Raw genomic sequence first — 19,685 nt, forward strand, 5'->3', positions numbered from 1 at the left:
CTATCTTTCCTTGGAGACCCTGGTTCCCGTCGCTGCTCTCTTATATGCCGATAGCCCGGCCGTCCACGGCCAGCATCGCCTCGCCCAGAATCTCCGACAGGGTCGGATGGGCATGTACCATCTCTCCGACCTCCCACGGCGTCGCGTCCAGGAACTGGGCCAGCGCCGCCTCTCCGATGAGGTCCGTCACATGGGGACCGATCATCTGAACGCCGAGAATATCGCCGCTGGCCTTGTCGGCGACCACTTTGACGAAGCCTTCCTTGGCCCCGTGCACCAGCGCTTTCCCGATCGCCGAGAACGGGAATTTGCCGACCGCCGTCTCCCGGCCCTGCGCCTTCGCTTCCTCTTCGGTAATGCCGACGCTCGCCACCTCCGGCCGGGTATAGACGCAGCGCGGCACCAGATGCGCCTTATACGGATGCGCCGGCTCTCCGGCCAGGTGATTGGCGGCGATGATCCCCTCATGGCTCGCCGCATGGGCCAGCTGAAGGCCGCCGATGCAGTCGCCGATGGCGTAGATATGCGGCTCCGCTGTCTGCATCATTTCGTTCACTTCAATGACTCCGCTCCCGAAGCGGACATCTGTATTCTCCAGTCCGATGCCCTCGACATTCGCCGTCCGGCCGACCGACACCAGCACCATCTCTGCGGCGAGCATCTCGGTCTTTCCGCCCCGCCGCACCTCAAGCTCAATGCCGGTACCGACCTTGCGGCAAGCATCCGCTCCGACTTCTACTCCCGTAAGCACCCGGACGCCGCGCTTCTTGAGAAGCCGCTCCAGCTCCTTCGCCACCTCGGCATCCTCCCGGGGCAGGAGCTGCGGCCCGGCTTCCGCGATTATGACCTCAACGCCAAAATCGGCCAGCATCGACGCCCACTCGGCGCCGATCACCCCGCCGCCGACGATGAGCATCGACGCGGGAAGCTCGTCCAGCAGCAGCGCTTCCTCGCTGCTCAGAATCCGCTCGCCGTCCGGCTCCAGGCCCGGCAGCACCCGGGGCTTCGAGCCGGTCGCCAGGATGAGATGGGACGGGACAACCGTCTCCATCTCTCCGTCTTCCAGCTCGACCGCCACCGCTCCGCTGCGGGGCGAGAAGATGGACGGCCCGATCACGCGGCCCTGCCCGCGCAGGACCTGAATTTTATTTTTGCGCATCAAGTACTGCACGCCCTGATGAAGCTGCTCCACAATCGTCTCCTTGCGCCGCTGAACGCCGGGAAAGACGAGCCGCACGCCGGACGTTTCGATGCCGTACTGTTCGCTCTCCTTCATCTCCGCATACAGCTCCGCGCTGCGCAGCAGCGCCTTGCTCGGAATGCAGCCCCGGTGCAGACAGGTGCCGCCGAGCTTGTCCCGTTCGATCACAACGACCGATTTGCCGAGCTGGGCGGCGCGGATCGCCGCCACATACCCGCCGGTTCCCCCGCCGAGCACGGCCACATCGCATGTAATGGTCATAGCTTGATTATCCTCCAATCCTATGTATCCAGACTCTATCCTCTTTCGCTCTATTATTGTACTCGGTTTTGACGGCGCCACCAAGCGGCGGGTATTCCGGTTTCTTCGGACATGCAAAAGGGCGCCTCCGGCGCCCTTCCTTCTAAAGTTCAAACTTGTCGTACTTCTCCATATGCGCCAGAATTTCTGCCGCCTCTTCCGCCGCCAATTCATCCCTTTCGCCCCGGGTAGGATGGAAAGCCAGCCTTCTTAAATCCGGCTCCATCTCCGCCAACACTGCCATCGGTAATTTCTTGACCAGTTCGACAAGGATGGCATATTTCCAACAGTCATCATCAGAGGCAAAGATTTCTCTAAGATAAGGGATTAGTTCATGGCCTAAAGGCAGCAATAATTCTCCGATGTCCCGAGCTACCGGCCAATTGCAATCCTGGGTCCATTCCAACAAATCGGGTACAAGGTCACGAAGCAGACGAACATCCAGGTTCTTCAACTTGTTCACCGAGTCAGTATCCATCTTATCCTTCGGAATAAGTTCTCTTACATCCACTAACGTTCCCACTTTCTTAATGGTGGTCTTCTCCCTGCTCTTCCTCTTCTCCCCCGCTCACCAGCTCCGCATACAGTCCGGGCACTCCCGCCAGCTCTTCATGGGTGCCCTGCTGGACAATCCGGCCGCCCTGCATGACCAGAATCCGGTCCGCGCGGCGGATCGTGCCGAGCCGGTGGGCAATGACGAAGCTCGTCCGTCCCTTCATAAGCGCCAGCAGCCCTTCCTGGATCTTCACTTCCGTTACGGTGTCAATGCTGCTCGTCGCCTCGTCCAGCACGAGAATCGCCGGGTCCGCCAGAATGGCGCGCGCGATGGCCAGCAGCTGACGCTGGCCCTGGCTGATGCCGCTTCCGCCCGTCTCGAGCAGGTGGGCATAGCCGCCCGGCAGCCTCATGATGAAGGAGTGGGCGTTGGCCGCCATCGCGGCGCGCTCCACCTCTTCATCCGAAGCGTCCAGCCGGCCGTAGCGGATATTGTCCCGGATCGTTCCTTTGAACAGGAACGTATCCTGCAGCACGAACGCCATCTGGCTCCGCAGGCTCTCCCGCGTCACTCCCGACAGGTCCCTGCCGTCTACGGCAATTTGTCCTTTAGCCGGTTCATAGAACCGGCAGAGCAGGCCGATCAGCGTTGTTTTGCCGGCTCCGGTCGGACCGACCAGCGCCACCGTCTCGCCCGGCTTGGCCTTGAACGTAATGTCCGACAGGTTCTCCCGCTCTCCGTCGTACGAGAACGATACCCCCTGGAAGGAGACCGCTCCCTGAACAGCCGGCAGAGCCGACGCTCCCTTCTCCCAAGCGGCCTCCGTCTCCTCGGCCAGCACTTCAAAGACCCGCTCGGCCCCGGCTATCGCCGACAGCAGCGTGTTCCATTGGTTGGCCAGGTCATTGAGCGGCCGGGTGAACTGGCGGGTGTACTCCACAAAGACGAGAATCGTTCCCACCGTCACCGAGCCGTGAACCGCCAGGATGCCGCCGACGCCGGCAACGATGGCGAAGCTGAGGTTGTTCAGACTGTTCATCAGCTTCGGAATAAAGCCCGAAATCACCTGCGCCCAGTAGCCCGACAGCATGATCCGCCGGTTGCGCTCTGCGAAATCCTCAATCACCCGTTCCTCCTGGGAAAAAGCCTTGATGAGCCGCTGCCCCGACAGCGTCTCCTCAATAAATCCGTTCAGCTCGCCCATGCTGCGCTGGCGCTCCTTGAAGAGCGGCCCGGTGCGGCGGGTGATCCACCGCATCCCGAGCGCCATCAGCGGGACCACGATGAACGTCAGCAGCGTCAGAAGCGGGCTTAACCACAGCATGACCGAGACCGTGCCTACCAGCGTTAAGACGCTGGAGAAAATCTGGATGGCCGAGCTGTTCAGCGTCGAGCTGACGCTCTCGATATCATTCGTCAGCCGGCTCATAATTTCGCCCTGCTGCCGCCGGTTGAAGAACGGAATCGGCAACCGGTGCAGATGGCGGAACAGGTCTGTCCGCATCCGGTAGACCGTCTCCTGGGCGATGTCGATCATCCAGATGTTCTGGAGCCAGGAACTGACGGCATACCCGACGTAGACCGCCGTCAGCGCTCCGAGGAACCGGGGCCAATGCTCCCCGCCGCCCCCGAGATAGGTATCCACCGCCCGCCCGATCATATACGGGGCCAGCAGAGAGAGGCCCGAGCTTAGAACGACCATGAACAGAACCAGCCCCAGCTTCGCTCTGCGCTTCGCCAGATAGCTCCATATGCGGGCCAGCGTGCCGTTATAGTCCTTGGCCTTGGCTGCCTTCGGTCCTCTCCCCGAAGACAGCCCCCGGCTTTCGCCAAGCGTGAAGGCCGGCCTCGGATGCCTGAACGGTTCAATCAGTTCCTTGAGCATGGCGCGCCTCCTCTCCCGCCGCTGGTGCCGGAGCTTGGGATTCCCAGATGGTCCGGTACAGGGCGGACTGCTTCATCAAGTCGTCATGCGTGCCTTCGGCTTCAAGCCTGCCGTCCTCCAGCAGAAGAATCCGGTCGCAGGAACGGGTGGAGCTGATTTTCTGGGTAATCAAAAAAGTCGTGCAGGACAGGCTCTCCAGCGCCTTCAGCAGCCTTCCTTCCGTCACCGCGTCGAGCGCGCTCGTGCTGTCGTCCAGAATCAGAATCGCCGGACGGCGCACCAGCGCCCGGGCAATGCCAAGACGCTGCTTCTGCCCGCCCGAGAGGTTCACTCCGCGCTGGCCAAGCCGCGTCTCACAGCCTTCGGGCAGGCCCCGGATCGTCTCCGCGATCTGGGCCGCTTCCGCGGCGCGCCCGATCTCCTCCTGCGAAGCGTCCGGCTTGCCCCAGGCGATATTGTCCCGGATCGTGCCGGAAAACAGCAGCGCCTCCTGCGGCGCATAGCCGATCATGCCCCGCAGCCGGGACTCATCCATGCTCCGAACATCCTCGCCGTCCACGAGCACCCGCCCGGCGGACGGCTCATAAAGCCTCGGGATGAGGGCGACAAGCGACGATTTGCCCGAGCCGGTCGCCCCCATGACTGCAACCCGTTCGCCGGGACGCACCCGGAACGAAATGTCGCTAAGGATTGGAATGTCGCTCCCGGGGTAGTGAAAATCGACATGCTCAAACACAACGGCGCCCCGCCCCGCTCCCGCCTCGGACAGACGCTGTCCTGCGGTGAGCAAGGAAGCCGCAGACAGGCCGGAGAGATCAGCACGGTTCTCGCCGCTTCCCTCTTCGGCTTCCATGACCTCGCGGATGCGCTGCACGGAAGCCCGGGCCTTGGAATAGGTCACCACAATGCCCGACAGCGCCGACAAGGCGCCGATGGTCCGCAGGCAGTAGTTCACGACCGCCACGGTCTCGCCGAGCGTTGCGCTTCCGACCTCAATCTGCACCCGTCCGAACCAGAGGACGAGAATGACAGCTCCGTTCATCATCAGCATCAGAATCGGCGCGCTTGTCTCCGTCAGCTTCAGCGCCCGGACACTGCTGCGCATCAGCCCGAGGCTGGCTTCGCCGAAACGGGCGATCTCATGCCCGGTGCGGACAAAAGCGCGGATCAGTGCGATGCCGGTCAGGTTCTCCTGAATCACGCCGTTCACGCTGTCCAGCCGCTCCTGCACCGCCTTGAAGCGGCGCGCGGCCATCCGCATGGAGAGATAGAGAAATCCAAGCAGCAGCGGCACCGTCAGGGCCAGCCAGACGCCGAGTCCCGCGTGGACCACCAGCGCCATGACCACGCTTCCGATTACGACCAGCGGAATCCGGGTCATGAACCGGAGACTCATGAAGAGGGTATCCTGAAGCTGGCCGACATCCCCCGTCAGCCGTGTTATCAGCGAGGAGGCCGCGAACCGGCTGAACGTCTCGTAGCTGAACCGCTGAATCCGCGAGTAGAGCTTGTCCCGAAGATCGAACGCGAACCCCTGGCTTGTGTGCGCAGCGAAGAAGGAGCTCAGAATGCCCGCGGCAAAAGCGACCGCAGCGCTTGCCAGCAGCACTCCGCCCCACATCCAGACCGTTCCGGCGTCCCGCTGCCGGATGCCTTCATCTATAATCTTTGAAATCAGCAGCGGCTGGGACAATTCCACCGCCAGCTCAATCAGCATCATGGCCAGCGAGGCGGCCGCCGCGACTTTATATTTTCGGATAAAAGGAATGATGACCGACATAGATGCATCTCCCGCAGTTATTCGTACAGCGCGTCCTTCAGACGGGTGGACATGCCGCCCGTCCCCGCCGCCTTCAGCGCGGCCCGCCGCAGCGCCCGGTTGCTTCGTTCGCTCTCGGCTAGGGCCTCCAGCAGCTCGTCCAGCAATTCTTGCGTCTCTTGGCCGAGTGTTTCTCTTTCCTTGATGGAAGCCGCTTTGTTTCTCAAACCTTCCGTTTTGTCCATGGTTCTGTCCTGTCCTTCTTTCTTACCTCTGGAATACCCATAATCTTAGCAGATTGCGGAAGCCGGAACCAACTGCCGCTTATGGGCTGGCCTCCTTGCCGCCAAATATGGTAGGCTGGATTGACTGCATTTTTCTGAAGGGACCGATGTACAGTGGCTCAGTTGTTTTTTAAATACGGATCGATGAACAGCGGTAAATCCATCGAGATTTTGAAGGTGGCGCACAACTACGAGGAACAGGGCAAGTCCGTGCTGATCTTCACCTCTTCCATCGACAACCGCGATGAAGTCGGTTATGTCTCCTCCCGGATCGGCCTGCGCCGGCAGGCCATCGCCGTTGACGAGAAGACGAATATGTATGAACTTGTGGCCGCCCACCAGCCGAAGCCGCATTGCGTGCTCGTGGACGAGTGCCAATTCTTAAGCAAGCACAGCATTCTGGAGCTGGTCCGGATCGTGGACGAGCTGAATATACCCGTCATGGCCTTCGGCCTGAAGAATGACTTCCAGAACAACCTGTTCGAGGGCAGCCAATATATGCTCATCTACGCGGACAAAATCGAGGAAATGAAGACCATCTGCTGGTTCTGCGAACGCAAAGCCATCATGACGCTCCGCGTCGAGAACGGCAAGCCCGTCTACAGCGGCCGGCAGATCCAGATCGGCGGCAATGAAGCCTACTATCCGGTCTGCCGCAAATGCCATAAGAATCCGCCGCTGTAAGGCGCGCTTCTAATCGTTCCTTCCCCGGCTCGAGCGAAGAGCAGCAAGCGCCCGCTCTTCGTCTTCGGGCCGGACCCGGATCTCGTATTTCTGCTTGATTCCGCTGCCGCCTGTACCGGCGCGCTGGCCGAGCTCGCGCGCAGAAGCTTTCATCAGGGAACGGTGGCCGATGCCGGAAGCAGCCAGCGTATTTTTGGCAGACATATATTGGTCGAGGCTGAATGTGATCAGGACAGTACATCTCTCGGGCGGGATAATGAGGCCAGCCAGCTTCATGAAGAGATTCTTCACCGCTTACACCCCGTAGCGTTCTTCCAGAATACGGATATGATGACGTTCATGTCCGATCAGCATCAGCCACTGCGCTCTTGCCGACAGCGGATTGCCGTTGACAATGCCTTTGTGCATCATCGCTTCTTCCGGCAGACTCTCCGCCAACGCCAGCGCCGCATCCCGCATCGCGCGGTAGCGGGCCAGAAGCGTATCCAGTCCGGCTGCGTCGAAACGGCCTTCCCGTACATAAAGGTTCTCCTCGAACCCCGGAAGCGGCTGCGATTCTCCCCGGGCCAGGCACAGGAGCCGGTAACTGAAGATCTGGACGCTGTCCGTCAGATGCCCCAGCACTTCCTTCACGCTCCATTTGCCTTCGGCATACCGGTATCCGGCCTGCTCTTCGGTCAGTCTCCCGAAACGAGCTATTAAATCGTCTGATTGGCTTCGGTAGATATCCGATAATTCTCCTTCTTCGGTTATTTGTTCCAGATAATGAGCGACAAAAATAGAATATTCATCTTTATCCAGCGCATCTCTCATTCTGCACTTTCCTTTCCGGCCGTTTCCGCCTATGATCTAATGAGAACACCTGATTTCTTGCCTGTTTGTATTGTTGAATTATATGAGATTCTGTATAATGGTGGCAAGATTTCAATTGTTTAATCGGTTCGCGGGAGTGTATCCATTGACTCAGTTTGTCCTGTTCATCCTGTTCTCGATCATTGAAGCATTCGCCCTGTTCTATCTGGCGTTCAAAATCTTCAAGATAGATTTGTACCCGAAGGAAATGGTCTTCGCCACCTTTATCATGGGATTCTTTTCGTATTTTTTGCGTCACGATTACAATTTGATCTATGTAGATATTACGCTTCAGTACACGCTTGCATTCTGTTTTCTCTGGATGCTCTTCCGGATTCATCCGTTCTTCGCCTCCATCATGGTCAGCATGGCTTACCTGGCTTACATGTTCCTTCAGTCGCTGCTGTATCTGGTCATGACTTGGGTAGGCGCTTTCTCGATTGAAGGTCTGGACCCGATGATTCCTTCGTATGTTCTTCAGGTGCTGTCGGCAATTACGGGTGTAGCCTTGGGATTGTTTATCGAGAAGAAGCGCAAGGGCTTCGACTTCGTGCCCGACAAGCCGGATGTTAGGGTTCAGTTTAGCCGGAGGGATCGTATCCTCTTCGCTCTAAGCCTGCCCTCGCTGCTGTTTGTTCTGGCCATTCAATATTTCGCTTCAGATTTGGCCGAGTTCTTCTTCCTGATGCCTTTCTCTTATGCCGCTTTATTGTACGGATATATGTATTTATCTTACAAGAAGGATCGTGGGGACGATGAATACTTTGGCGCATAAGATTGCACTGTCCATCAAACGCTCGAATGCGGAACAGACCGCTTCGGTAGAGGTCATGCAATACGCCCTGGGCATCATCCTGAATACGCTTTTGGTCATAGCCGGCTCCGCCCTTCTGGGCTGGATGTTCGGCTTCATGGCTCAGTCTCTGCTCTGTCTGGCAGCCTTCGTACTGCTCCGCTTCTTCTCGGGAGGCTTCCACCTGCGAACTGCGGCAGCCTGCAATGTCTCTTCGATCTTCATCTGCGTGGGTCTTCCACTGCTTGTCCCATACGCAGAATCCGTACTCTTCATTCTGAACGCGGCGGCGCTTATCCTCATGCTGGTCTTTTCACCGAATCCGGATATCAACACCCAGATCCCGGCCCGCCTCTACCCGGCAATGAAGGGAATATCGGTGGTATTGGTGCTCATCAACTTCTTCGTCCAGTCGTCTGTGATCGGGCTCGCTTTTCTGGCGCAGTCCTTAACAGTAATCCCCTGGGAAAGGAGGAACACCCGATGATGAAATTAATCGCCAGACAGGCTTCCAGCGTACTCGCCGGCTCGGCGCGTCTGTTCGCTTCGGTCTGCAAGCTGACGCTGCACAGTCCGGAAATTCCGCAAGAACTCCGTAAGTAACCGTATAAGGATGGGGAAAGCATGCGTGTTCTGCTAAACGATGGTTCTTCCCGGGAGATCCGGGAGGAGGAAATATTGTATTTCTCTAACTACAAAAATACAATATTCGTTCATACCAAGGATGGCGAATATGTACTGCCCACGACCCTGTCCGATTTGTATGCCGCATACGGAGGCCATGGTTTTGAACGCCTGGATCGCAGCAACGTCGTTAACCTTGGCAACGTCGAGAATTATGACGCCGAACGCAAGGTCGTGAACTTCCGGAATGCTCCGAAGTTCGCCGTTGTCTCCGAATCCAACGAATCCCGACTGAAAAAATACCTGCTTGCCAGAAGGAAGCCCGATGAACCCCATACCGACACCGACTAGGCATGCCGCCGCCGGCATGTCTTTTGTTTTGCCCTTCCGCTCTCTTTCCCGGTTCTGCTTCCTTTTTATTAAAATTTTCTTTCATATTGTTCCAATTTTTCAATTTGGTTATTGTTGAATTATATGGATTTATGTATAATGATGGCAGGATTTCAATTGTTTACTCGGCTCTTGGGAGTGTGTGGAAGTGACGGAGTTTGTTCTGTTCATGGTGTTCTCGATTTTAGAGATTTACGCAATGTTCGCTTTAGCCTTCAGTGTTTTTAAAATTGATCTTTACCCGTTTGAAATGATATTTGCCGGATTTATTATGGGGTTCTTTTCTTATATTCTTCGATACGATCATGGTTGGGTTCAAGTTGATATTATAGTTCAGTATGTTCTGGTTTTTGCTTTTTTATGGATGCTTTTTAAGATTCATATTTTCTACGCGGCAGTTATGACAGGCTTTGCTTATCAGGCTTATACCTCAATACAAACCGTCTTTTACTTTCTCATGAGCAAATTAGGCTTGCTTTCTGTTAAATTCCCTTCTGTCTCCGATCTTAATACTTATATCCTGCAAGTTTCCACTGCCACCGTAGCTCTTCTTATTGCTTGGTATATCCGAAAGAAACGAATTGGTTTTGATTTTATCCCAGATAAACAAACCGGAAAAGTTGAGATGGAAACCAGAGAAGTATTATTAGTCTCTCTGAATATTCCTTCCTTTGCGATCATTTTATTAACCGTTTATATAGCGAACTTTATAAACACCATTCTTGTCATTTTACCCATGGTTTATGTATTAATTTTCTACATATATGTTCATTTCTCTTACAAAAAGGATAGATTACATGAGAACGATAGCTTTTAAAATAGCTACTGCTATCAAATCTGCCAATCCTGAAGAGACTGCTTCTATAGCCGTTTTACAATATGCTCTCTCAATAATTATTAATTCCTCTGTTATCCTCATCGTTTCTTTAGTTTTTGGTTATATATCCAAAGCTTTTATGGATACCTTCATCACTTTGTGTGCAGTTTTTCTTATCCGCTTTTTTTCTGGAGGAGCTCATTTTAAAAGCACTACTGTATGTAATCTTTTTTCTATCCTACTTTGTATTACCATCCCTCATATTTCCCACTTTTTCTATGTTCCTGTTTTTTGGCTTAATTTTATATTTTTAATGATTGTTCTTTTATTCGCGCCCCGTATGGATAAAAACACTTTATTATCAAAAAACCTTCACCCTTACTGGAAGGCTACTTCAGTTATTTTGGTATTAACTAATTTTGATTTCAACTCTCCCTCAATTGGGCTTGTGTTTTTGGTTCAATCGCTATTTCTAATTCCATGGAAAGGAGGGCATGCTAAATATGAAAAAAACACTGGCTAAATATACGTCTAAGGCTCTGGCTGCAACTGCCAAATCTTTTGCAACCGTACTAAAACCTTTCTATCACAGCCCGGAAATTCCGCAAGAACTCCGTAAGTAACTGGACAAGGATGGGGAAAACAATGCGTGTTCTGCAAAAAAACGGGGCTTCTCATGAAATCCATGAGAACGAAATTTTGTATTTTTCTAATTTTAAAAATACAATAATCGTCCATACCCAAGAAGGCGAATATGTTCTCCCCACCACTCTTTCGGATCTGCATGCCGCTTATGGGAGTAAGGGCTTTGAACGTCTGGATCGAAGCAATGTGGTCAATCTGGACAATGTAGGGGATTATGATTCGGTTCGCAAAGTCGTTAATTTCCGTACCGCCCCTTCTTTTGCCTCTGTCTCCGAATCCAATGAGTCGAGGCTCAAGAAGTATTTGGCGTCCAGAAAATCCCCCCAGAGCTCGAGCTCCCTATCAACGGTACTTCCTGATCTTTAAGATATTTGAGCAACAATAAAACGAGTATTATTACATAATACCCATCATTTGTAAAGGGGAATTTAGCGGTTGAATCAGGGAAGACAGAAGGCGCTTCAGATGGTACCATTTGGTAAAAGGCACACCCCAGATTGCCTACATCTGATACAGGAGGAAGCCCTATGAACTATTTCTTCACCCCTTCGCCGCGTCCTTCTTCCCTGGAGATTCTGTCGGACGAGCAGTTAATGGACATCTATGAAATGGCTTTACAAGCGAAGGTCTCACCTGATTTTATAGCTTTGGTTGAACTTGAACTCACTCAGCGGCAATTCGGAGAACTCTCGGAATCTTGTTAGATTACGCTTCAGCCGAGCCGTCTTCTCCAAGCCAAAATCCCGCCAGGACATGTGCTGGCGGGATTTCTCTGTTCAGCCATATCATCCACATCGTATAAGCGGCATTTGCGGTTATTGTTGTACTTTGCGCATACTAATCAATTTTAATCGTAGCCAATTCAGCTAAACGAAAAAGGACTCCCTTGTAGGCGAGTCCTTGTCTTATACCCTCAACAGGCACGTTTATTGATCCTTACCCCTTCACGACACCTTATGCTCAATCCGCAGCTTGTCGGCTACCATGGCGATAAATTCGGAGTTGGTCGGCTTGGATTTGGAGATATTAATGGTATAGCCGAACAGGTGGCTGATGGAATCAATATTCCCCCGGGTCCAGGCGACTTCAATGGCATGGCGGATCGCCCGCTCGACGCGGGACGGCGTCGTCTTGAACTTCTCGGCAATGGCCGGATAGAGCGTCTTCGTTATGGCTCCGAGAATTTCGATGTTGTTGTAGACCATCGTAATGGCCTCGCGAAGGTACTGATACCCCTTAATATGCGCAGGAACGCCGATTTCATGTATGATCGAGGTAATGTTGGCGTCCAGATTCTTTCCTTTGGAGAGAGGAACTACATTCGATTTGGCATGGCTGTAGAGGGTACTGCTCCCCGAACCGCCGCCGGTCAGACTGCCTACCGACGGGCCTCCAACGAGCTGCCGCACCCGGTTGGCCAGCACTTCCATATCGAACGGCTTCAGAATATAATACGCTGCGCCGAGCTGCACCGCACGCTGCGTAATATTCTCCTGTCCAAACGCCGTGAGCATAATAATCTTGGGCTGAGACTGCAGGTTCATCTCCCGAATCCGTTCCAGTACACCGAGACCGTCAAGGTGCGGCATGATAATATCCAGAATCAGCACGTCGGGGAGCTTGCGGGCATCCCGCAGCAGTTGGAGCACCTCTTCACCGTTATAGGCAATGCCCGTCACAGTCATGTCTTCCTGCTCAGAGATATACTCGGCAAGCAGATTCGTAAATTCGCGGTTATCGTCGGCCAACAACACTTCAATATTATGCACTCGTTCAGTTCCTCCTTATGGTTGGTTGATGAATTTCGGTTCCTCTGGCGAATGTCGTTTTTGTCTTTGATACATTTTCGACAGATGGGATGAATTTCCTTCTGTCGAAAATTATTTTTCTTTATTTTTTTTCCAGCCTGATTTATAATGAAATATTTTATTCTAAGGTTCGATTCCATTCTTGCCCATTCGACATTTCAGCCAAAAAAATAATCTTAAGGCGCTTTGGCCTTAAGATTAGGAATCGGTTAGGCGGCGGCTGCAGCGCCGGAATCATGCAGCATCCACTCGATGAAACAGCCATACCCGGACTTCGGATCATTGACGAACACATGGGTCACCGCTCCGACCAGCTTGCCGTTCTGCAGGATCGGGCTGCCGCTCATCCCCTGAACGATTCCGCCCGTCTTATCAATCAGCCGGGAATCGGTAATGCGCAGTACCATGCCTTTGGTCGCCGGTTCTGACTGCTTGGCTACATGGATAATCTCCACGTCGAACCGTTCGACCTGCTGCCCTTCCACGACAGTGAGAATCTGCGCCGGTCCTTCCTTCACTTCGCTGCTCAGGGCTACCGGGACCGGCTCCTGATACAGACTGTGCCCGGGTGAACGATCCATCCGGCCGAAGATGCCGAAATCGGTATTGCTTCGCACATTGCCGAGCACCCGGCTCTCCTTGAGGAAATGAGCCCGCTTCTCTCCGGGGTCGCCATCCTGGCTTTTGGAAATTGAGGTTACGCTGGACTCGACAATATGGCCGCTGCCGACGACAATGGGCGTTCCGGTGTTGATATCCGTTATCACATGTCCCAGCGCCCCGTAGACGCCCTGCCGGGGATCGTAGAAGGTCAGCGTACCGACCCCTGCGGCCGAATCGCGGATATACAGCCCAAGCCTCCACACGCGGTCGGTTCGGTCATAGGCCGGCTTGAGATCCACATTCCTTACCCTGCCCGAGCGGTTGAACGTAATTCGGAGCGGGCGGTTCTGTTCGCCGGCTTGCTTGACCAAGTCGGCAACCCGGGCCACTCCTCCCAGGCGCACGCCGTCCATAGCAGTCAGCAGATCGCCCGGCAGCAGTCCGACTGCTTCGCCGGGCGATATTTTGGATTCATCGGATACTTCGACCCGATGGTGTCCGACAACGAGTACGCCGTCGGATTTAACCTTGACGCCGATGGTCTGTCCGCCGGGAATAACCCGAGGGGCTGAACCCGGGGCCCTGTCTGCGAACGACCGGACGGTATCGGCCTGTCCGGACGCAGCTGGTGCCGGAGCGTCCGTCGAAGCATAGCTTCGCCCCTCATGGACGGCGGCGGTTGCAGTCAGAAAGAAGACAAGAAAAAGGCCTGGCATGGCTTTCCTGAGGTTAGGCTTCAATGGCTGTCACGCTCCCTTTTGCTTCTTTCGCTTGACGAAAAGGTGGTCGCCAATTGCGTACCTATAAGATAACCCTGCCCCCAGGCTTTTATTACTGTCAATCATTGCGCCGCTTGGGCTTCAGCCGCTTTGCTGGCCTCCGCCAGATCCAGCATTTCCTGTGCGTGATGCAGGGTCTTCTCCGTAATTTCGACCCCGCCGAGCATGCGGGCCAGCTCCATAATGCGCCCTTCAGCCTCAAGCGGTTCCACTTCGGTCATGGTGCGGCCGTCCTCGACGATTTTGCGGATCAGGTATTGATGATCGGCCATACAGGCCACCTGCGGCAGATGGGTAATGGAGAACACCTGGCAGGAGGAGGCGAGCCGGTACAGCTTGTTCGCAATCGACTGGGCCGCCCGCCCGCTGACCCCGGTATCCACTTCGTCGAAGATGAGAACGGGAATCTGGTCATGCCGGGCAAAAATGCTCTTCATCGCCAGCATGATTCGCGACAGCTCGCCGCCGGAGGCGATCCGGCCCAGAGGACGCAACGGCTCGCCGGGATTCGGCGAGATCATGAACTCGGCGCTGTCGATTCCCTGGCGGGTCAGCCGGATGCGCCGGCCGTCCACTTCAACGCCCCGCGGGTCCTCCAGCAGCTCCAGCTTGACCTCCAGCTTCGTCCGTTCCATTTGAAGGTCCTTCAGTTCACCTTCGACTTGTGCCGCCAAATCCCGCGCGCACTGTCTGCGCGCTTCGCTCAGCTTCTCGGCTGCTTCCATCAGCCCGGTCAGAAGAAGATTGCGCTTGGCCGTCAGCTTCTCCACATACTCATCCTTATTCTCCAGCAGCTCGCTTTCCCGGGAGATTTGATCATAGTATGCCAGAATCTGTTCCACCGTATCCCCATACTTGCGCCGCAGTCCGGTGATCAGATCCAGCCGGTTCTCGACTTCCTCCAGACGCTCGGGATTGAATTCAATGTCTTCCCGGTAATCGCGAAGCTGAAAAGCGGCGTCCTCCAGCTGGTAGTAGGAGGATTGCAGCTGCTCCAGCACAGGACGCAAACCTTTCTCGTCGTAACGCACCGCATCTTCCAGCCTGGAAATGACGTTGCCGATCGTCTCCAGCCCTTGTCTGCCGTACAGCAGCTCATAGGCCCCTGATACCGACTCCATCATTTTCTCGCTGTGGGATAGTTTGACCCTTTCTTCCGCGAGCCATTCGTCTTCTCCGGGCTTCAGGGCCGCGGAGGAGATTTCCTCCAGCTGGAACCGGTACAGGTCGAGCATCTGATAGCTCTTCTGGCTCGATTCCTGAAGCTCCCGCAGCTCTTTCTCGGCTTGGGCGAATTCGCTGTACCGCGACTGGTATTCGGTCTTCAGCGGGCCGATGACGGCGTCGCCGTAAGTGTCAAGCAGGCCCAGATGACGTTCCGCCCTAAGCAGATTCTGATGCTCGTGCTGACCGTGGATATTGACGAGCTGATCTCCGATTTCCCGCAGCATGGTCAGATTGACCATCTGTCCGTTGACCCGGGAGATGCTCTTGCCCTGCGCATTGAGTTCCCGCCGGATAATCAGATGCTCCTCGGGATTGCTGCGGATACCAAGCCGGTCCAGCGTCTCCCAGACCGGGTGTCTCTCCGGCAGATTGAACAGCGCTTCCATTTCCGCTTTGTCGCAGCCGTAGCGGATGGAATCCGCCGATCCCCGGCCGCCGGCAATCAGGGCAAGCGCATCAATGATGATGGACTTGCCTGCGCCGGTCTCGCCGGTCAGCACATGAAAGCCGGAATGGAAATGCACATCCACACTCTCCACAACCGCCAGATTCCGGATGGATAAAGTCTCCAGCATACGTATTAGCCACCTCCGATGACCCGATTCGATTCTTAAATATACCCCATAATCTGGGACACGACCGAGCTGCTGTCTTCCGGCCTTCGGCAAATAATCAGAATCGTGTCGTCGCCCGAAATGGTCCCCATGATCTCCGGCCACTCGATGCTGTCGATCAGTGCGGCGACGGAGTTGGCCGTTCCGGGAAGACACTTCATAACGACAAGATTGCCCGAATAGTCCATATTCAGAAAATTGTCTACCAGCACCCGCTTCAGCTTCTGCGTCGGATTAAAGCGCTGATCGGTCGGAAGCGAGTATTTATAACGGCCGTCATCGGTCGGCACCTTGATGAGCAGCAGTTCTTTAATATCGCGGGATACCGTCGCCTGGGTGACCTGGAATCCGGCGCTTCGCAGCGCCTCTACCAGCTCGTCCTGGGTCTCAATTTCCCGCTGGGTAATAATTTCGCGGATTTTGATATGTCTTTGCCCTTTCATTCAAGTCCTCCTGTTCCGTCGCCTAATCGCTCTCGCCGTCGTCCCGGCCAAAAGCGATGGCGCGCACGGTCTCTTCGGCCGTGTTCACATACAGAATTCCCGCCGAGTCGGGATAAAGCAGCATATAGGGGAGAAGCGCGTCCCGAAGGCCGCTGCCCGTCCACTCCACGGCCTTGCGGGGCCGGGCCAGAATTACCGGATACCAACCGCCGTCCTCGGCGGCGGCGATGTAATCAATGAACAGGCGGCTGTACAGCGCCTCCCGTCCGTCTATCCGAAACGACAGCGGAATCTTCAGCCTGCCTCCGATTACCTCGTAACCGGCGTCTTCCAGCAGCTTCAGGGCCGGATGGGGCGCAATTTCCCGGTTCAACGGGATCGTCCCGGCGGTCTCGGTCCGCTGAATCCACACATACAGCCGATAGACGAGCCACACTGCAACTCCTACGGCTATCACAGCCATGACGGCCTTGTCCGGGCTCCCCGTCATTGATTACCACCTCGGTAGTGTTATTCGCTCCGGCTTCGCCTAAACCCTGCAACCCCTTGAACCTAAAGAAACTCACCGGTTTAACGATGAGTTTCAGGATGGGAAGAGGCCCCGAAGGTACTCCCGGCTTCCCGGACGACGTTCTCGGCCAACCGGGCGATTTCGGCTTCCCGTTCCGGAGTAACGGGCGGCGCTTCCCCGGATTCCAGCCGCCAGTGTGCGAGAAATTCAATGTTCCCTTCGCCGCCGGTAATCGGCGAGAAGGTCAGTCCCTTGAGTACAAAGCCCAGCTCCTCCGCCATCGTCAGCACCTCCCGCAGCACTTCGCGGTGGACAGCGGGTTCGCGGACCACGCCGGATTTGCCGACCTTCTCCCGTCCGGCCTCGAACTGCGGCTTGATGAGCGCCGCGATATCGGCCGGGCGCTCCAGCAGCGCAAGCAGCGGCGGCAGAATGAGACGCAGCGAGATGAAGGAGACATCAATACTGGCAAAATCCGGCCGTGGTCCTTCCAGATCGGACGGTGCCATATAGCGGAAGTTGGTCTTCTCCATGACGCAGACCCGCTCGTCCTTCCGCAGCGACCAGTCGAGCTGGTTGGAGCCGACGTCAATTGCATACACATAGGAAGCTCCGTTCTGCAGAGCGCAGTCGGTAAACCCTCCGGTGGAGGACCCGATGTCCAGCATCGTCCGGCCCGTCATAGCTATGCCGAACGTCCGAAGCGCCTTCTCCAGCTTCAATCCGCCGCGGCTGACATAGGGGTGAACCGCGCCCTTGACCCGGATCGCCGCTGTGCGCAGCACCTTCATCCCGGGCTTCTCGATCCGTTCCTCGTCAGCCAGCACGAGGCCGGCCATAATGGCGGCCTTGGCTTTCTCCCGGCTCTCGTAATATCCCTGCTCCACGAGCAGGACGTCAATCCGTTCTTTGCGCTGCTCCATATTCATCTCCAGGTTGTCCAAAATAAGAAGCCGGCCCAAGGTCCGGCAAAGACAGAGCATGCCGCCCCAAAACGGGACGGCAGCTCGCTTGCCTTCAGCCGGCTCCGTTTACGACGACGAAGTCGTTTTGCCGAACCGGTACGACCGGACGGCAAGCATGCTTTTGATGCGGGTGCAGAGCGCTTCGGCCGTAAGTCCCGTCTGCTGGCGCTGCTGCTTGATGGAGCCGTGCTCGACAAAGACATCGGGTACCCCCATCAGCCCAACGCTGACCTCATGCATCTCGTGCTCGGCATAGAATTCCAGCACTGCGCTGCCCAGGCTTCCCGCCTGGCTCGCTTCCTCGATCACGATCATCTGGGTACCAGACCGTCCCAGCTCCAGAAGAATCGAATGATCGAGCGGCTTGAGGAAGCGGGCGTTGACCACGCTCAACTTCAGCCCTTCCCGGCGCAGCGTCTCCGCCGCTTCCTCGGCGACCTGAACCATCGGTCCGCAGGCGAGGACGGCGAAATCGTCGCCGGTGCGCAGCCGTTCCCAGCTGCCGATCGGCAGACTCTTCAGCTCCGCGTCCAGCGGAACGCCCGTGCCGCTGACCCGGGGATAGCGGTAGGCAATCGGGCCGTCATTGTAATCGAGCGCCGTCTTCATCATATGGCGCAGTTCATTCTCATCTTTTGGCATCATCAGCACGAGGTTCGGAATATGGCGCATGAAGGCAATGTCGTACACTCCCTGATGCGTCTCGCCGTCGGCGCCGACGAAGCCCGCACGGTCGATTGCGAACATGACGTTGGCATTATGCCGGCAGATGTCGTGGACAATCTGGTCATAGGCGCGCTGCATGAAGGTGGAATAGACCGCAAAGACCGGCTTCATGCCCTCCATGGCCAGCGCCGCGCAGAGCGTAGCCGCATGCTGTTCGGCGATGCCGACGTCAATCATCCGGCCCGGAAAAGCTTGGGCGAACGGGAATAATCCCGAACCGCCCGGCATCGCGGGCGTCACGGCGACGATTCGTTCGTCCTGCTGTCCCAGTTCAATTAGCGTCTGTCCGAAGACATCCGTGTACATCGGTTCGCCCACGGCTTTCAGGAGCTGGCCGGATTCAATCTTGTACGGCGTAATGCCGTGCCACTTGTAGGAGTCCGCTTCCGCCGGCTTGTACCCTTTGCCCTTCGTCGTCAGCACATGCACGAGCACGGGCCCGGCCACATTGTCGGCCTGATGGAACGCGTCAATCAGCTTGTCGAGGTCATGGCCGTCTACCGGTCCCAGGTAGGTGAAGCCCAGTTCTTCGAACAGAACGCCCGGAACCATCATGTACTTCAGACTGTCCTTCATCTTCTCGGCCGTCTTGGCGAGCTTGCCGCCGATGGCCGGAATTTTGCGCAGCAGCCCTTCAACTTCATCCTTCGCCCGCAAGTAATGGCGGTCCGAACGGATTTTGCTGAGGTAATTGTGCATCGCTCCGACATTCGGCGCGATCGACATTTCGTTGTCGTTGAGAATCACCATCAGCTTGCGGCGTTCATGCCCGATATGGTTCAGAGCCTCGAACGCCATTCCTCCGGTCAGTGCGCCGTCGCCGATTACAGCGATGACTTTGTTGTCCTCGCCCTTGAAGTCCCGGGCCATGGCCATTCCCATCGCTGCCGACAGCGATGTACTACTGTGGCCTGCTTCCCAGACGTCATGCCGGCTCTCCGAGCGCTTGACAAAGCCGCAGAGACCATCCTGCATGCGCAGCGTGTCAAAGCGGTCTTTGCGGCCGGTCAATATTTTATGAACATAGGCCTGGTGGCCGACATCGAAGATCATCTTATCCTGCGGGCTCTCATAGCAGTAATGCAGGGCCAGCGTGAGTTCCACCACTCCCAGATTGGAGGCCAGATGCCCGCCGGTTACAGACAGCTTCTCAATCAGGAACCGGCGGATTTCCTCGGCCAGCTCGACCAATTGCGGCACAGCCAGCGATTTCAAATCTTGCGGATCATTTATTTGTGGAAGCAGCACGTGTTCTCCCCGCTTTCCTAGATGTGTGTGT

24 protein-coding genes are annotated in these 19,685 nt (G+C 55.8%); 10 read left to right on the top strand and 14 right to left on the bottom strand.

The genetic code is table 11. The features are described from left to right. Positions 1-40 precede the first annotated feature (40 nt). The 5 genes from lpdA to RBI05_RS03715 all read right to left on the bottom strand — a co-directional run bounded on the left by lpdA (position 41) and on the right by RBI05_RS03715 (position 5,886). Entirely contained in the window at positions 41-1,462 is a 1,422-nt protein-coding gene (lpdA, locus tag RBI05_RS03695; protein WP_310550163.1) for a dihydrolipoyl dehydrogenase, read from the bottom strand. Positions 1,463-1,604: 142 nt separating this feature from the next. After that, positions 1,605-2,012: a DUF5071 domain-containing protein gene (locus RBI05_RS03700; RefSeq protein WP_310550164.1), complete on the bottom strand. Its 408-nt coding sequence runs from the start codon at positions 2,010-2,012 to the stop codon at positions 1,605-1,607. Positions 2,013-2,028: 16 nt separating this feature from the next. After that, positions 2,029-3,882, bottom strand: coding sequence for an ABC transporter ATP-binding protein (locus tag RBI05_RS03705; protein WP_310550165.1), 1,854 nt, complete (start codon positions 3,880-3,882; stop codon positions 2,029-2,031). Beyond that, the gene (locus tag RBI05_RS03710) at positions 3,863-5,662 is read right to left on the bottom strand and encodes an ABC transporter ATP-binding protein (protein ID WP_310550166.1); all 1,800 of its coding nucleotides are present in this window, start codon (positions 5,660-5,662) and stop codon (positions 3,863-3,865) included. The genes RBI05_RS03705 and RBI05_RS03710 overlap by 20 nt, the downstream gene beginning before the upstream one ends. A gap of 17 nt (positions 5,663-5,679) precedes the next feature. Further along, positions 5,680-5,886: a Ni2+-binding GTPase gene (locus tag RBI05_RS03715; RefSeq protein WP_310550167.1), complete on the bottom strand. Its 207-nt coding sequence runs from the start codon at positions 5,884-5,886 to the stop codon at positions 5,680-5,682. A gap of 153 nt (positions 5,887-6,039) precedes the next feature. Between RBI05_RS03715 and RBI05_RS03720 the strand changes: the two genes are divergently transcribed. After that, positions 6,040-6,609, top strand: coding sequence for a thymidine kinase (locus RBI05_RS03720; protein WP_150456745.1), 570 nt, complete (start codon positions 6,040-6,042; stop codon positions 6,607-6,609). 9 nt (positions 6,610-6,618) lie between these two features. Here RBI05_RS03720 and RBI05_RS03725 read toward each other — a convergent pair whose 3' ends face one another. Together RBI05_RS03725 and RBI05_RS03730 are read right to left on the bottom strand one after the other, a co-directional pair. Continuing rightward, positions 6,619-6,885 (bottom strand): hypothetical protein, encoded by a 267-nt coding sequence (locus tag RBI05_RS03725; protein WP_150456746.1) that lies wholly within the window; start codon positions 6,883-6,885, stop codon positions 6,619-6,621. 18 nt (positions 6,886-6,903) lie between these two features. Further along, positions 6,904-7,422, bottom strand: coding sequence for a DinB family protein (locus tag RBI05_RS03730; RefSeq protein ID WP_310550168.1), 519 nt, complete (start codon positions 7,420-7,422; stop codon positions 6,904-6,906). A gap of 145 nt (positions 7,423-7,567) precedes the next feature. Between RBI05_RS03730 and RBI05_RS03735 the strand changes: the two genes are divergently transcribed. The 9 genes from RBI05_RS03735 (at position 7,568) to sda (ending at position 11,434) form a co-directional block, all read left to right on the top strand. After that, a complete protein-coding gene (locus tag RBI05_RS03735) occupies positions 7,568-8,236 on the top strand; it encodes a hypothetical protein (protein ID WP_150456748.1) in 669 nt (222 codons plus the stop codon). Beyond that, on the top strand, positions 8,217-8,741 hold the full coding sequence (locus tag RBI05_RS03740) for an accessory gene regulator ArgB-like protein (RefSeq protein ID WP_310550169.1): 525 nt from the start codon (positions 8,217-8,219) through the stop codon (positions 8,739-8,741). Before RBI05_RS03735 ends, RBI05_RS03740 begins: the two co-directional genes overlap by 20 nt. Then, positions 8,738-8,857, top strand: a complete 120-nt coding sequence (locus tag RBI05_RS03745; RefSeq protein WP_150456750.1) for a cyclic lactone autoinducer peptide — start codon at positions 8,738-8,740, stop codon at positions 8,855-8,857. Before RBI05_RS03740 ends, RBI05_RS03745 begins: the two co-directional genes overlap by 4 nt. 21 nt (positions 8,858-8,878) lie before the next feature. Then, the gene (locus tag RBI05_RS03750) at positions 8,879-9,229 is read left to right on the top strand and encodes a LytTR family DNA-binding domain-containing protein (RefSeq protein WP_150456751.1); all 351 of its coding nucleotides are present in this window, start codon (positions 8,879-8,881) and stop codon (positions 9,227-9,229) included. Between the two features lie 187 nt (positions 9,230-9,416). Next, positions 9,417-10,085 carry a hypothetical protein gene (locus RBI05_RS03755; RefSeq protein WP_310550170.1) on the top strand — a complete coding sequence of 223 codons (669 nt, stop codon included), beginning with the start codon at positions 9,417-9,419 and terminating at the stop codon, positions 10,083-10,085. Continuing rightward, on the top strand, positions 10,066-10,608 hold the full coding sequence (locus RBI05_RS03760) for an accessory gene regulator B family protein (protein WP_310550171.1): 543 nt from the start codon (positions 10,066-10,068) through the stop codon (positions 10,606-10,608). The genes RBI05_RS03755 and RBI05_RS03760 overlap by 20 nt, the downstream gene beginning before the upstream one ends. Continuing rightward, complete coding sequence (locus RBI05_RS03765) at positions 10,589-10,708, top strand: cyclic lactone autoinducer peptide (protein WP_310550172.1); 120 nt, start codon at positions 10,589-10,591, stop codon at positions 10,706-10,708. The genes RBI05_RS03760 and RBI05_RS03765 overlap by 20 nt, the downstream gene beginning before the upstream one ends. A 22-nt stretch (positions 10,709-10,730) precedes the next feature. Then, complete coding sequence (locus RBI05_RS03770) at positions 10,731-11,096, top strand: LytTR family DNA-binding domain-containing protein (protein WP_310550173.1); 366 nt, start codon at positions 10,731-10,733, stop codon at positions 11,094-11,096. A gap of 161 nt (positions 11,097-11,257) precedes the next feature. Then, the gene (sda, locus tag RBI05_RS03775) at positions 11,258-11,434 is read left to right on the top strand and encodes a sporulation histidine kinase inhibitor Sda (RefSeq protein WP_223879753.1); all 177 of its coding nucleotides are present in this window, start codon (positions 11,258-11,260) and stop codon (positions 11,432-11,434) included. Between the two features lie 240 nt (positions 11,435-11,674). Here the strand turns inward: sda and spo0A are convergent, their stop codons facing one another. The 7 genes from spo0A to dxs form a co-directional block, all read right to left on the bottom strand. After that, a complete protein-coding gene (gene spo0A / locus RBI05_RS03780; protein WP_150456756.1) occupies positions 11,675-12,499 on the bottom strand; it encodes a sporulation transcription factor Spo0A in 825 nt (274 codons plus the stop codon). 248 nt (positions 12,500-12,747) lie between these two features. Continuing rightward, positions 12,748-13,857 (bottom strand): SpoIVB peptidase, encoded by a 1,110-nt coding sequence (gene spoIVB / locus RBI05_RS03785; RefSeq protein WP_310550174.1) that lies wholly within the window; start codon positions 13,855-13,857, stop codon positions 12,748-12,750. Between the two features lie 125 nt (positions 13,858-13,982). Continuing rightward, positions 13,983-15,722 (bottom strand): DNA repair protein RecN, encoded by a 1,740-nt coding sequence (gene recN, locus RBI05_RS03790; protein WP_310550175.1) that lies wholly within the window; start codon positions 15,720-15,722, stop codon positions 13,983-13,985. Positions 15,723-15,757: 35 nt separating this feature from the next. Then, positions 15,758-16,204, bottom strand: a complete 447-nt coding sequence (gene ahrC, locus RBI05_RS03795; RefSeq protein ID WP_150456759.1) for a transcriptional regulator AhrC/ArgR — start codon at positions 16,202-16,204, stop codon at positions 15,758-15,760. 22 nt (positions 16,205-16,226) lie between these two features. Further along, positions 16,227-16,694: a hypothetical protein gene (locus tag RBI05_RS03800; protein WP_310550176.1), complete on the bottom strand. Its 468-nt coding sequence runs from the start codon at positions 16,692-16,694 to the stop codon at positions 16,227-16,229. 80 nt (positions 16,695-16,774) lie between these two features. Then, the gene (locus tag RBI05_RS03805) at positions 16,775-17,638 is read right to left on the bottom strand and encodes a TlyA family RNA methyltransferase (protein WP_310550177.1); all 864 of its coding nucleotides are present in this window, start codon (positions 17,636-17,638) and stop codon (positions 16,775-16,777) included. A gap of 108 nt (positions 17,639-17,746) precedes the next feature. Beyond that, positions 17,747-19,654 (bottom strand): 1-deoxy-D-xylulose-5-phosphate synthase, encoded by a 1,908-nt coding sequence (gene dxs / locus RBI05_RS03810; RefSeq protein ID WP_310550178.1) that lies wholly within the window; start codon positions 19,652-19,654, stop codon positions 17,747-17,749. Positions 19,655-19,685: the final 31 nt, after the last annotated feature.

This window comes from Paenibacillus glufosinatiresistens (assembly GCF_031470375.1).
GTDB lineage: Bacteria > Bacillota > Bacilli > Paenibacillales > Paenibacillaceae > Paenibacillus_AQ > Paenibacillus_AQ glufosinatiresistens.